The organism is Paenibacillus sp. 32O-W (assembly GCF_007679495.1).
Lineage (GTDB): Bacteria > Bacillota > Bacilli > Paenibacillales > NBRC-103111 > Paenibacillus_L > Paenibacillus_L residui.
Window position 1 is genome coordinate 28,402 of sequence record NZ_VEGP01000006.1, and the last position, 13,752, is coordinate 42,153.

General features: G+C 48.9%; 13 protein-coding genes. 2 read left to right on the forward strand and 11 right to left on the reverse strand.

Annotation, left to right across the window (positions count from 1 at the left end; genetic code table 11):
• The gene (gene mtnB, locus FS806_RS03740; RefSeq protein ID WP_144933277.1) at nt 1-654 is read left to right on the forward strand and encodes a methylthioribulose 1-phosphate dehydratase; all 654 of its coding nucleotides are present in this window, start codon (nt 1-3) and stop codon (nt 652-654) included.
• Nucleotides 655-860: 206 nt separating this feature from the next.
• Here mtnB and FS806_RS03745 read toward each other — a convergent pair whose 3' ends face one another.
• The 5 genes from FS806_RS03745 to FS806_RS03765 all read right to left on the reverse strand — a co-directional run bounded on the left by FS806_RS03745 (nt 861) and on the right by FS806_RS03765 (nt 5,694).
• Nucleotides 861-1,529: a DnaD domain protein gene (locus tag FS806_RS03745; RefSeq protein WP_144933278.1), complete on the reverse strand. Its 669-nt coding sequence runs from the start codon at nt 1,527-1,529 to the stop codon at nt 861-863.
• 121 nt (nt 1,530-1,650) lie between these two features.
• Nucleotides 1,651-3,150, reverse strand: coding sequence for an AAA family ATPase (locus FS806_RS03750; protein WP_144933279.1), 1,500 nt, complete (start codon nt 3,148-3,150; stop codon nt 1,651-1,653).
• Nucleotides 3,134-3,676, reverse strand: a complete 543-nt coding sequence (locus FS806_RS03755; protein ID WP_144933280.1) for a hypothetical protein — start codon at nt 3,674-3,676, stop codon at nt 3,134-3,136. Before FS806_RS03755 ends, FS806_RS03750 begins: the two co-directional genes overlap by 17 nt.
• 188 nt (nt 3,677-3,864) lie before the next feature.
• Nucleotides 3,865-4,356 (reverse strand): cell wall elongation regulator TseB-like domain-containing protein, encoded by a 492-nt coding sequence (locus tag FS806_RS03760; RefSeq protein WP_144933281.1) that lies wholly within the window; start codon nt 4,354-4,356, stop codon nt 3,865-3,867.
• A 42-nt stretch (nt 4,357-4,398) separates the two neighbouring features.
• Nucleotides 4,399-5,694, reverse strand: a complete 1,296-nt coding sequence (locus FS806_RS03765) for an amidohydrolase (RefSeq protein WP_144933390.1) — start codon at nt 5,692-5,694, stop codon at nt 4,399-4,401.
• A 279-nt stretch (nt 5,695-5,973) separates the two neighbouring features.
• Between FS806_RS03765 and FS806_RS03770 the strand changes: the two genes are divergently transcribed.
• Nucleotides 5,974-6,594 (forward strand): DUF47 domain-containing protein, encoded by a 621-nt coding sequence (locus FS806_RS03770; RefSeq protein WP_144933282.1) that lies wholly within the window; start codon nt 5,974-5,976, stop codon nt 6,592-6,594.
• Between the two features lie 120 nt (nt 6,595-6,714).
• Here FS806_RS03770 and FS806_RS03775 read toward each other — a convergent pair whose 3' ends face one another.
• From FS806_RS03775 to panB, 6 genes are all read right to left on the reverse strand, one after another.
• Nucleotides 6,715-7,350, reverse strand: coding sequence for a redox-sensing transcriptional repressor Rex (locus tag FS806_RS03775; protein ID WP_144933283.1), 636 nt, complete (start codon nt 7,348-7,350; stop codon nt 6,715-6,717).
• The gene (dinG, locus tag FS806_RS03780; RefSeq protein WP_144933284.1) at nt 7,347-10,202 is read right to left on the reverse strand and encodes an ATP-dependent DNA helicase DinG; all 2,856 of its coding nucleotides are present in this window, start codon (nt 10,200-10,202) and stop codon (nt 7,347-7,349) included. The genes FS806_RS03775 and dinG overlap by 4 nt, the downstream gene beginning before the upstream one ends.
• A gap of 102 nt (nt 10,203-10,304) precedes the next feature.
• Nucleotides 10,305-10,928, reverse strand: coding sequence for a tetratricopeptide repeat protein (locus FS806_RS03785; protein WP_144933285.1), 624 nt, complete (start codon nt 10,926-10,928; stop codon nt 10,305-10,307).
• Between the two features lie 275 nt (nt 10,929-11,203).
• Nucleotides 11,204-11,587 (reverse strand): aspartate 1-decarboxylase, encoded by a 384-nt coding sequence (panD, locus tag FS806_RS03790; RefSeq protein ID WP_144933286.1) that lies wholly within the window; start codon nt 11,585-11,587, stop codon nt 11,204-11,206.
• The gene (gene panC / locus FS806_RS03795; RefSeq protein ID WP_144933287.1) at nt 11,580-12,503 is read right to left on the reverse strand and encodes a pantoate--beta-alanine ligase; all 924 of its coding nucleotides are present in this window, start codon (nt 12,501-12,503) and stop codon (nt 11,580-11,582) included. Before panC ends, panD begins: the two co-directional genes overlap by 8 nt.
• Nucleotides 12,504-12,542: 39 nt before the next feature.
• Entirely contained in the window at nt 12,543-13,397 is an 855-nt protein-coding gene (panB, locus tag FS806_RS03800) for a 3-methyl-2-oxobutanoate hydroxymethyltransferase (protein WP_144933288.1), read from the reverse strand.
• Between the last annotated feature and the right edge of the window lie 355 nt (nt 13,398-13,752).

Consider the following 13,752-nt stretch of genomic DNA (forward strand, 5'->3'; position numbering starts at 1 on the left):
ATGGAACATAGCATGACGTTGGAACAGAAGCAGCGAGCGTTCTCTGAGCTGAGGGAGGTCAAGGAAACGTTCGCCGCACGAGGCTGGTTCCCCGCCACCAGCGGCAATTTGTCGGTACGGATAGGCGACATGAGCGAGGATCGCCAGACCTTCGCATTTGCTGTCACGGCAAGCGGCAAGGACAAGTCGGTCTCTTCCCCGGAAGATTTCCTGATCGTGGATCAGCATGGGCGTCCGCTGGAGACGACCGGGCTTAAGCCTTCGGCTGAAACTCTTATCCATTGCGAGATTTATCGGGCTACCGGATGCGGGGCGATTTTCCATGTTCATACGGTCTTTAACAACCTGGTTTCGGAACTGTACCGGGAGGAACAAGCCATTCCCGTAGAAGGAGTGGAGCTGATTAAAGCGTTCAATATATGGGAGGAGGACGCCGCGATCCGCATTCCTATCCTTCCTAATTATGCGGATATCCCCCGCATTGCCGAGCTGGTCAGCGAGGCGATTGTCCCCCGGGTTCCCGGCATTGTCCTGCGCAAGCACGGCATCTATGCCTGGGGAGCCAACGTTTTCGAAGCGAAGCGTCATTTGGAAGCCTTCGAGTTTCTCTTCGAATATGTTTATCGGTGGAAGCTGTTGAACAAGCAAGGATAAACGGCAATGGCCGTCCTTTGGACAGGCGTGTATACCGCGATGAAATATAGGAACAGGATTACGGTGAAACTTATTCTTTCTTATGTTCTGAGAAAAAGACCTATCGGGAATTATTTCATTAATAAGCAACTGGATTTAAAGGATGTTTTACTTTGTACTGTATCTAAAAAACCTTCGAAGTCGGCCTTCGAAGGTTTTTTCTTGGTTTAACGGGCGCCACGAAAGCGCTGTGCATGCTCCTTCGCCTGCTCCGGGGTAAAAATCCGATTGCGGCTCCATTCCAGCAGAATCCGGTCAATGTAACGAAAATGAACCTTGCCCGCAAAAACTGCCTCCTTCAATGCGGCCAGGATAAGGTCTTTGTTGTATTTATCCTGATCCAGCCAGCCGGAGATCGTCTCCAGCTCCATCGGAGTCAATGGCCTGGCAAATTCATTCTCGAAAATAGTGAAGATGTCATTGCCTTCCTTGGAAACCGCAAGCCTCTTCTGGCGTTCTTCCTCCTTGTGGAAATCCGCCCAGGCCGCAGCCAGCTTGTGGTACATTCCGGATAAGTTATAACGCTCATATTGAATGCCTGATAAAGAATCGACCTCTTCATCGATCGTAATCCAGCCTTCTTTCAGAAGCTTCTGCAGTGCCTTGATGACTTGTTCCGGAGGGGCTGCCATTCGGGATTGTATTTCTTCAATCGTCGGAAAATCCTTCTTCTCTCTATCGATAAAAGACATCAGGTGAAGGAGCAGCATGGCCTCCGTTTCATTCAGGTTTAAGCCGGGATACAGTTTAAAAAACAAGTGAGGAACCTGCAGGGTTCCTTCCTGTAAAGCGGCAAGTACCCCCTCTTCCAGTCGCTTAAACTCCTTGTTGTTCACACCATCACCTCATTAAGGATACAAACGCTTGTCTCTATTGTACTATGTTTGCGCCCTAATAAAAAGAAGACGGCGTCCTTTAAGCAAAGTTTGCTGAAAGGACGCCGTCTTCCATAATAATTTAGGCTGTGCTCTTCTGCTTGAGTACGGCAAGCAGATTGCGGAATTGTTCTCCGGAGAGAACTTCTTCCTTGATAAGAATTTCTAAGGCTTGGACGAATACGGAACGGTAGGATTCCAATATTTCACGTGTTCTGGACGTTAACGAATCCAATATGGAGGCGTTCGCCTTCATTAATTCTTCTTTCGTCACCATTTCCCTATCCACGATACCCAGACTCGTCAACCCGGAGTCCATCATCATTTTGACGAGATTAAGAGCCTGTTCGAAATCGTTGCGAGAGCCTGTGCTCCGGTTCCCGTAGAACATCTCTTCCGCTACCGCGCCGCCGAGCGCGATCATAATCCGTTCTTCCAAATACTCTTTGGTATATAAGTATTGATCCTCTTGCGGATTATGCCGGACAAACCCGAGAGCTTGACCCCTGGGGCTCAAGGATACCTGGGATACCGTACCCGGCTTGACGACCTCCGCCACGATGGCATGCCCCAATTCATGATAGGCTACGCGCTCTCGCTCTTCGTTGCTCGTCTCCCGGTCGGTCTTCTCTCCCATCATTACCTTATCAATTGCCAGGGTCAAATGCTTCTGCTCAATCTTCTCCGAGCCATCCCTCATCGCGTAGATGGCCGCTTCATTCATGACGCTTTCCAGCTGGGCTCCCGAGAAATTAAAGGATTCCTCAGCAATTTTCTCCAAATCGACGGTATCTGCAAGCGGCTTGTTCGCCGCATGAATGTTCAGAATATGAAGCCGCCCCTTCTTATCCGGAAGGTCAACCTCTATATGCCGGTCGAATCTTCCCGGACGCAGCAAGGCCGAATCGAGCATTTCTTTGCGGTTGGTCGCAGCGATAATAAGAATACGTGGAGATTCTTCCGTATGGATTCCATCCATCTCCGTCAGAAGCTGGTTAAGCGTCTGATCATACTCCCGATGCTGCCCGCCATCCCGCTTGCCGCCGATCACATCGATCTCATCGATAAAGATTACGGCGCTCTCCTTATTTTCCTTCTGCGCGAGCGTTTTGGCCTTCTTGAACATCTCGCGAATCCGGCTGGCTCCGACACCTACATACATTTCAACAAATTCGCTGCCGGAAGCACCGACGAATACGGAATTTGTGTAATGGGCGGCCGCCTTAGCCATCAAAGTTTTTCCCGTTCCGGGAGGACCGGTCAGCAGAATTCCTTTGAGAGGGCGAATTCCGAACTTCTTGATATCATCGTACTTTATTATAAACTCGAGGGCTTCCTTCAATTCATTCTTCGCGTTCTCCTGACCGCCAATTTCTTCGAAGGTTAGAGCGGACGGTTTTCGAATCTTCCCCGGCCTCTCTCCCTTGGCTTCAAGATTCATCTTCGGTTTGACGATATACAGCAAGGCAATAACGAGAACGGCCATCATGACAAGAGGAATAATATTCAGTCCGATAAAAGCGAGAAACAGCAGCACGACGGGAATGACGCCAATTAGGATTTCCTTACTGTATTTGCTCATTCGGCCACACTCCTAACTTAGCCGGAACTCTCGGCAAAATAATGTATTTGCTCTTCTCCCCATAGGTAAGTCGAACATATACATTATTATCGTCCATTTCGGTTACGGCTTGCAAGCCCGGAAGGGCGGCCGCCTTCTCTTCCAGTGTCACGGGAATCCGGGAATACTGGCGGGTATCCATCGCTTGAGCGATGTCAAACAGAACGATAGACCACCACTTGTCCAATTCCGGAGATGAATCATTCACTACTTGAATGTTTAATTGACGCTTGCCGATAATGTCCGCGCCTTCGGTCGCTACCTTCTGGTAGATTTCGCGCATATTGGCCTCGTTATTGAGCTTTACCTTTATATTAACCGATTGGTTGGATAATTCCATCTGAACTTCTTCCACGCCCTGGGCTTGAGAAACGAGTTCATTAAGCGGCGTCTCCATCGCATAACTGCGATACATAAACCATCCGCCAAATAATATCAAGCTGGAGCAAGCAACCGCAAGTAAGATTGGCAATATTCTCAGTTTCATCTACGCCCACCTTTCTAATCATTAGATCGTGATATATATACGAGTATATCATATTATCTATAACGAATGTTAGAAAAAAGTGTGAAGGTAAGGATAACCATTCCAATCATTCCTTTATCAGGTAATTGCCTTTGAACCCACTTTTGCTTGTTGTCCCTTTGCCAGGCTCCATTTTTTTAACGATGCACTTAACGCGCCGCCATTCGATAGGTATCCAGATGGCTTCCATCCGAAAATCGGTAATAATCATAATAATACCGCTCGCCGGCCTCTTCCTTTTGTTTATAGAAGACTTCCCAAACGAATACATCCTGCATTTTTCCGGCGTTAATATGCACAATATCCATTTCCGGGTTTTTGGCCAGCATTTTCTCCCTTATCGTCTCCGAGCTGACACCTTCCCGCGCCAGTTTTACATCCACCCCGTCCTCATGGACCCAAGCAATCATTTCCTCGTCACGATCCGATTTCCCATAGACGACCATATAGGGCTTATCTCCGACAAATGGCCGCACGGCATCGACCTGCTCTATCCTCGTCTCCTGCAATACCGTCTTAACGGCCTGTTCCTTCTCCAGGCGCAAGTCAGCTCTGACCGCATCATAAAACCGAAAAGCAATGAAAACCAGCAGGGCCACCGCAGCGATACTGCCCCAAACGATTCGTTTCTTATAGCGCAACTTCGATCGGCCTCCCGGTATTTTTTATTCGAGGATTGCTCATTATCCAAGCAACGCGCTGAATCGTTGGCGGAAATCAGCTTTTATCTTTTCCTCATCCAGAGTCAGACATTGTCTGTCCCGCACAATTTGTTTACCATTTACATAAACATCGGTTACATCATTCGCAGATGCGGAGTAAACGACATGAGATAAATAATTTGATTTAGGCAGCAAATGAGGCTGATCTGCATCCAAAGCGATGAAATCGGCCTTCATCCCCTGCTTCAAGCTTCCTACGTCCTCAAGCCATATCGATTGTGCGCCTTCTAACGTTCCCATTCTCAACGCCTGCTCTGCAGGAATGGAAACCGGATCTCCGGATACTCCCTTGTGGATTAACGCGGCCAGTCTCATCTCCTCGAACATATCCAAATTGTTATTGCTTGCCGCTCCGTCCGTCCCGAGCGACACCTTGATTCCGGCCTTAAGGAGATCAGGCACACGGGCTATACCGCTGGCCAGCTTCAGGTTGCTTCCGGGATTATGGGAAATCCGGACATCATGCTTCTGAAGCAATGCGATTTCCTCGTCGGTGAGGTGCACTCCATGGGCCACCAGACAAGGCCGCGAGAATACTCCGAGCTTGGCCAGATGCTCCGGCGGTCTGCTGCCATACTGCTTCACGTTCTGCTCGACTTCGGCGGCCGTTTCGGACATATGGGTATGAAGAGGAAGATTGAGCTCATGGGCGGCTTCCACTATTCTCTCGATGTAATCCGGAGGGCAGGTGTAGGCGGCATGAGGGGCCATCATCGTCGTAATCCGGCCATCGGCCTTGCCATGCCAATCGCGGGCAAATTGCTTCGCTTCAGCCAGCTTGGCATCCTGGACATCCGGCGGACATAATCCGATGACGCCGCGGGTCAAGCAGCCGCGCATGCCGGACTGCTCTACCGCCAGCGCGACCTCATTCATATGGTCGTACATGTCGACGAAGCAGGTGGTCCCGCCCTTCATCATCTCCAGTATGGCTAGCAGAGTGCCCCATTTGACGTCTTCGGACGTAAACTTGGCTTCATTCGGCCACATTTTTTCTTCCAGCCACACCTGAAGAGCCAAATCATCACCCACTCCTCTAAGCAGGGTCATAGCCGCATGTCCGTGGGTATTCACCAATCCCGGCATGTACAGCTTATGGCGGCCGTCAATGATACGCGCATCCTTGCTTATGGAATCCGGCTTCTCAGGTCCGACATAATCTATCCGGTCACCTTTAATAACCATAACCCCTTCCACGTAAGGCTGAGCGGGGTCCATCGTTATAAAGCTTCCATTAATAATCACTGTATCCGTCAATGTATTCAACCCTTTCACGAAATATCATTCTTTTCCAATGTACCGCTTAGTAAGGTTAAAATCAAGAAAGACGGGTACATTTTAAAATAGCAGGACTTATTGCTTTAGCACCAATTTCAATGACAAAAAATGCCCGGCAAATAGCCTATATAACCGGTCCATTGCTTTTAGGCTGGAGAATGTGCTATTTTTAATTTTATGAAACGACATTAAACGGTTTAAGAATCTAAGGCCGATAGGTCCATGTTAGATTCAACAGAGGAAAGGGGTCTTATCACAATGTTTAGCGGCAAGAAGAAAGATACCGATTTTTTAGCACTATTGATTGAAGCGGCCGAGAATACTCTGGAAGCGGCCAAAGTCTTTCGGGAGGCCATGTCCGGCTCAAGCGCGTTAGCCCCTTATTTCGATAAGCTCAAAGAATTGGAGAACAAAGGGGATCAACTGACACATTCCATATTTAAAGGATTAAGCAAAGTATTCCTTACTCCGATTGACCGCGAGGATATTATGGAGCTGGCCATGTCTGTGGATGATGTAGTGGACGGTATCGAAGCGACCATCGCCCGTTTCGATTATTTAAATATTGATAAAACCGATGATTTCATGAAAGAATTCGCTGAAGTCATTGTATCGAGCTGTGAGCATATTCTGGAGGCCTTCAAGCTGCTTTCCAAGAAGAAATATTCTGAAATTACCGAGCATGCCGTACATATCAACAGTCTGGAGAATGAAGCCGACCGCTTAATGAGAGAAGGCATTCGCGCGATCTTCGTTTCTCCCAAGGACCCTTACCACGACTTTAAAATCAAGGAGCTGTATGAGCGTCTGGAGCAGACGACGGACTCCTGTGAAGATGTGGCAAACATTCTGGACAGCGTTGTACTGCGCTACGCTTAATCGGCTAAACCCCGCTTGGAGGGGACTTTCATAATAATAAGGCTTGTACGGCTCGAGACCGGACAAGCCTTTATTATTATGTAACGGTGAACCGGCAATGTTCAATGTGCGGCGCCTTGATCACGCCTCTTCCTCTTTGTTCAGATAGTAAGCCAGGCTCTGCAGATCCGTTGTAAAATCTGCATGATGAACCCTTATATGGGGCGGAACTTTAATAATGACCGGGGCAAAATTTAATATAGCCTCGATCCCGGCCTCGACAAACCGATCGGCTACATTCTGAGCCTCCGAAGCGGGAACCGTAATAATCCCGATCCTTATTTGCAGCTCCCGGATCGTATCGGTCAGCTCCGACATCGGAAGCACGGTTAAATTGTTCATGTTCTGCCCGATCTTGGACTTCTCCGCATCAAACACAGCGACAATCTTCATGTTATCCTGCAAATAAGCATTATAATTACACAAAGCTCTGCCTAAGTTACCCGCTCCGACCAGCGCCACTTGAATTCTTTGGTCCAGCTTCAAAATTTGTCGAATCTTCTCTATGAGATACTTAACGTCGTAGCCGATTCCCTTCTTGCCGAACTCGCCGAAATAAGCCAAATCTTTGCGGATTTGGGCCGGATTGAGATCCAGCTTGCTTCCTAAATCCTGAGAGGATACGGTAGTTACGTTCATCCGGTTTAATTCGTTCAGGAAGCGCAAATAAATGGGGAGCCGCCTAACGACGGCTTCGGATATTTTCATCGATTTCAAGCGTGTTCCTCCTCCATCCATTGTTTAATCCGCGGAACCATCTGCCCGGTCGGCATGTGCTCGATTTTCGGCCCGGGCAAGGAGTAAAGAAAGTATTTGCCGTACTGGGTATCGATGACCCTGGTATCATATAAGATAACAATTCCTTTATCGCTGGCCCTGCGAACAAGACGGCCGAAGCCCTGCTTGAAGCGGATGACCGCCTGAGGCACAGACAGCTTCATGAAAGGATTGAGATTACTTTTCTTCAGCTGTTCGCTCTTGGCTTCCGTTACAGGATGGTTGGGAGGCTGGAAAGGAAGACGAACGATCGCCAGGCAGGTCAAAGCTTCTCCCGGAATATCGACCCCTTCCCAGAAGCTGCTCGTCCCCAGCAATACGGCGGATTCGCTCTCCTGGAACAAGCGTGTCAGCTTGCTGCGGTTAAAGCTGTCTATCCCCTGCCCCAGCACCTGAATACCTGCCGAGGCAAGCCTTTCCTTCAATTCCGGATAAGCATTCTTGAGCATACGGTACGAAGTGAAGAGAACCAGCATGCGGCCCCTTGTTTCTACAGCTACCTCATGAAGCGATTCTACCAGCTTGTGTACGAAATAATCTTCTCCGTCTCTTCCTTTAATCCCGGGAAAATCCCGAGGGATGCAAACCAGCGCCTGCTTGCGGTAATTGAACGGAGAAGGAAGCAAAACGGTGTTCAGCTTATCCGACCTTCCCAGCCCCAACTGATCGCGGCTGTAATCAAAGGTCTTGTCGACGGAAAGAGTGGCGGATGTCAGAATAACGCTGTCTTTTTCATCGAACAGGGATTGCTGCAAAATTTTGCTTACGTCAGTGGGCACGCTGAACAGATGAAGCGACCTCATCTTGAATTGAGGGCTTGCTTCGAGCCAATATACATAATCCGGATCGCTTCTCTTCATGAAGAAGCGCAGAGCATCTCTCTGGCGGTTTAGTTCTTTCACGGAACCGGCAAGGTCGGTCAAGCTGCCTTTAAGATCATGTTCCTCCTGCCAATCCTTCAACTCTTGCGCGAGACGGTCCAGCTTGCGGCTGATCTCGCCCAGGCCGATATAGATGTTATCCTCGATGGTCAGCAGTTTATCCCACTGCTTCGGCATTTGATCGTCCTTAATCCTAAATACAAGCTGGCCGGTTTCTCCCGACTCGCCCATCTTACCGTTCACTAGCTCGTAAAGCAGCTCGGCCAAATGATCCCAATGCTCTTTAACCTCGACCAGTTTAGGGTAGATTCCCTCAATGAGAGCGTCCCATTCCGCAGAATGCTCCGGAAGCTCCCCGCCCAATCCTTGTAACCGTATGCGCAAGGACGGAAGCTGTCCGTTCTTACTGTCTCTAAACAATCGGGTAAGAGTATTCACGAAGGACATGTATTTCAGTTCGATTCCCATATGCTTGCTGGCGACCTCTTCCAGATGATGCGCTTCATCGATAACCAGATGTTTGTAGGAAGGAAGCAGGCGATGATCCGCCTTGATATCGGTGAACAGCAAGGAATGGTTAGTAATGACCACATCCGCTTTATTGGCGTCATTCCTGGCCCGGTGATAGAAGCATTTTTTAAACCATGGGCAAGCCCGGTTTAAACAGGAGTCCGCATCGCTCTCAACCGTCCGCCAAAATTCGGCGCCTCTGCCCGTAAGATGAAGCTCCTCTTCATCCCCTCTTTCGCTTTCACTGAGCCAGACGATCATTTGTGCCGCGGTGAGACGTTCCTCTTTAGCAAAATTAAAGTCCTGTAGTTGGATCTTATTCTCAAACTTTCGCAAACAAAGGTAATGACTCCGCCCTTTAAGCACTGCCGCTTGAAAAGGAACCGGAAAAATTTCCTGCAGTACCGGAATGTCCCTTGTTCGCAACTGTTCCTGTAAATTGATTGTATGAGTGCTAATAAGTACCTTCTTGTCCTCACGGATTCCATGATATAAGGAAGGGATCAGATAGCCTAACGATTTGCCTGTGCCTGTACCCGCCTCGATCATCAGATGCCGGTCCGTATCGAAGGAGGAGGCCACCTCCTTAAGCATCCGGCTCTGGGCCTCCCTCTCCTCGTAAAAGTCGAACTTCTCCTTCATTCTTTGCTTCAGCCCGTCGTAGAACTCGTCGAAGGATACCTGCAGGGCTGCCCGATCCTCTTCTGAACGGACAGGCTCATCGTCTCCCCAATCATCCACATTCATGGCAAATTGTCTGTAATATTTGTAGGAATCTTCGTCCAGGCTCACAGAAGCTTCCTTGCGCTCCAGCATTTCCTGCAAAAACCAGGCCAGATCGTTATTGGAATAATCATTCTCGAACAGCGCGGTGATTCTCTGAAGGACAAGCAGCGGCAGACGGTTGAGCTTCTGCAGGCATTTTAACCAAATCAGAGCGGTCGCCTCCGCGTCCGAATCCGCTTGATGAGGACGGGCATGCTCAACCTCCAACTCGTGACAGACGTTGCCAAGCTGAAGACTGGACAGCGACGGGAACAGAATCGTCAGCATATCCATCGTATCCAGAACAGGCCCTGAGAAGGGCATGTACCCGCAAGCATCCAGTGCCCGCTGCAAAAAGGCAAAGTCAAATCCCGCGTTATGGGCTACCAATGCGGTGTCATAAAGCAAAGGCTGCATCTCCATCATTACCTCTTCCAGAGACGGGGCACCCTGAACCGCGGCGTCGTCAATTCCGGTCAAAGAAGTAATGAACGGAGGTATCGACTGATTCGGTTTGACCAGACTTGAATAACGCTTAACGATATTATCTTCATCTATCAGTACGAGGCCAACCTGAATAATTTCGTCCGTTGTCTGGCCCCCGGTCGTTTCAAAATCCAATACGGCATATTTCATGTAAACCGTTCATCCCTTCGTTAAACAACTGCTCTTTAAGCATACCAGACTACAAAAAAAACGTCTATCGATGCAACGAACGGATGAACGATGCAGCTTTCTTCACCAGCGTAATTCCGAACCGTAAGCAAGGGAAAGCTCTATGCATTCCGGGTCTTCCTCGAAGGCCATGCGGAAATATTCCATCGCTTTTTCCAAATTGTTATGTTCATAATGAACGCAGCCCATTCCTGTATACGAAATGGCCTTTAATTTCCGATTTTCCGTCAATGCAAGCAATATTTTGAACTCGCGGTAGGCTTCCGCCAAATCCCCTAGGTGAAAATGGCAAAGTGCCAGATAAAATCGCCCCAACACAAAATCCGGCTGCTTGCGCACCATTTCGTCCAGCTTGGGCGCAGCTACTTCAAACATAGATAATTTATAATACCCTTGGGCTTCTTCGAAACCGGATTGGTTGGATGGATCTACCGGGAATCCCTCTTCTTTAGCCGCTTTGCCCTTAATTTTTGCTTTAACCGGTATTTTCCCTTGATTCGCCAGCGGAAGCAGTCTTCCCAGCTTCTCCTCGAAGCGGAGCCATTCCTCTATACAGGAATCACTCATCGCCTTTAACGCAAGGAGCTGCTCATCCAGTAATTGCTTGCGCGCGCCCGACGCTGTAGAATATTCGGACATAATTTCCGTAAGAACTTCATGCATGGTTGCAAACAAAGGCTTAAACATATCGATCCCACCCTGCAAGCGGAGTCCACGAACCTTCAGTAAGTTATCCGTGTAAATTCATTGTGTGTCAAGGGGGAGGGTTTCATTCAACCGTTCCATTAGTTACATCTCTGGATATTAGAACACATTTTTGTTAAAAGGTTTTATAAGCCAATAACTTTACTTTCCATCGTTTCAGGTAACAAATATGACTCCAACCGAGCCGCATATAATGAAAAGAAGGGCGCAACCTTTCCGTTGGCCCTTCAGCATATTTATATCAATGATTGCCGTATTCAAACTACCGTTGAATGGGGTTCATGCTTCATCATGGAAATAACTTTATTATTTTCACCCAGTATAGCAACGGTAGGCACGAACGTTCTGGCTTCTTCCTCCGTCATCATAGCATAAGAAATAATAATGACATTGTCTCCCGGCTGCACAAGACGGGCGGCCGCGCCATTCAGACAAATCACTCCGGAGCCTCTGGGGCCAGGAATAATATAGGTCTCCAGCCTGGCTCCATTATTGTTATTGACAATCTGCACCTTCTCGTTAGGCAGCATATCGACCAGCTCCATCAGATCTTCGTCTATCGTAATGCTGCCGACGTAATTCAAATTGGCTTCCGTCACTGTCGCCCGGTGCAGCTTCGATTTCATCATCGTCCTAAACACGGTTTGCTTCCTCCTTTGTGTCCTGATCGCCTAACGAATACAGCCGATTATCGATCAGCCGGGTTTGCCCAAACCTTACCGCCAACGCGATTAGTAACTGACCGTCATTCACCGCAGCGGTTACCGGTTCTTCGTCCTCCAGCGGCAGGAATGATGGATACGAAACGATTTCCACATAATCGATTTCCGCCAAAGGAGCGGTGGCTATTCTCGATATTATATTCTGGCGAAGCTCCCGCGATCGGATGCCCGGCTGCCGGACCCATTCTTCCGCTTCGTTAAGAGATAGCTGCAGGACCAGCGCCTGGGTCCTCTCCTCGGCAGATAAATAAACATTGCGCGAGCTCAAAGCCAGACCGTCCTCTTCTCTAAGGGTCGGACAAGGAATGATTTCCACATTCATGTTCAAATCGCGGACCATCTGCTGAATGACGGCAACCTGCTGGACGTCTTTCATACCGAAATATGCACGGTCCGGCTGAACGATATTAAACAATTTGGTTACTACCGTGGCTACCCCGTCGAAATGGCCGGGCCTGGAAGCTCCACACAATCCTTCCGTAATTCCGGAAACCGAGACGGTCGTCAAGATCTTCTGCGGATACATCTCCGTAACGTCCGGCATGAAGATGAAATCGACCCCTTCCTGTTCGGCAATAGCCGAATCCCGCTCCGGATCCCGCGGATACCGTTCGAAGTCTTCATTCGGACCGAACTGCAGAGGATTGACAAAAATGCTCAGAACGACCGTCCCGCATTCTTCTCTGGCCCGTTTCAACAGACTCGCATGGCCTTTATGCAAATATCCGAGGGTAGGTACAAAGCCTATACGGCTTTCCTTCTCATCCTTCCCTGCCTGCCTCCGGCGCTCGGCCACCTTGCTCCGCATCTCTTCAATCGTTTTGATTATCATCATTGTGTGACACTCTCCTATCGGTGCTGTCCAGAGTTCTTATTATTCTTTACCACCGTACAAGAAAGTCAACACATCGTCATCGCCTTGAAAAGCGTGGCTTGAGTCAGGATACTTCCGTTCCTTGACTTCCTGCACGTATTGGGAAATACCGCTGCGGATCTGATCGCCAATATTGGCATACGCTTTAACGAATTTCTTCGGGATAATCGGTGAACCGTATTGCAGCACGTCATGGAATACGAGCACTTGACCGTCACACGAGGCGCCCGAACCTATTCCAATCGTTGGAATGGATAATTCCTTCGTGATAAGCTCCGTGAGCTCTTCCGTGACCAGCTCCAGGACGATGGCGAATGCCCCGGATTGCTCCAAAGCTTTGGCATCCTGCAGCAGCTTGGCCGCTTGGCGGGAAGTTTTGCCCTGCACTTTATACCCGCCAATCTGGTACAACGATTGCGGGGTTAAGCCCAGATGGCCCATAACGGGCACTCCGGCTTTGACACAAGCTTCCACAGTGGCGGCTATTTCCTCTCCGCCTTCCATCTTGACCGCCTTACCCATTCCTTCCTGCATAATGCGGGCCACGTTCTTCATCGTCTCATCCAGGCTGCCATGGTAAGTCATAAAGGGCATGTCGGTCACGACAAAAGGGACCTGGACCGCACGGGTAACGGCTCTTGTATGGTAAATCATATCATCGAGAGTGACCGGCAGCGTCGATTCGTAACCGAGAACTACGTTGCCAAGTGAATCCCCCACAAGAATGGCGTCAATCCCCGCTTCTTCCGCCAATTTGGCAGACGGATAATCGTAGGCCGTAATCATCGTGATCGGCGTTCCATCTTTCTTCATCTTTTTCATTCTCGAGGTGGTGACCGGTTTTCTCGTTTCCAACTATCCTCAACTCCTTGCCCTAAATTTGGGATACTAATTCCGCTACTGACCCATTCAGTTCCTGTGCAGCCGCCAGAATCCGTTATTCAGCACTTCTCCCGGATAGTATAGCCGACTTCAGCTGCTTACATCTTCTTTAATCCCTGTTCCGTCCAACATCCTTTTAACAAACAATGCAAAAAACCCTTCTTAGCCGAACTAAAAGGGTTCATAAATACACAAAGAAGCTGTGCTCCATGATCCTTCTGTCTCGGTCCGTATGGCTCAGAGCAGAATCCGATATGGGAAAGCGGGTCTATTCCATTGTTTCAAAAAAAATAAAATCTGATCCGCAGAGTGCGATTCGTCAAGACGA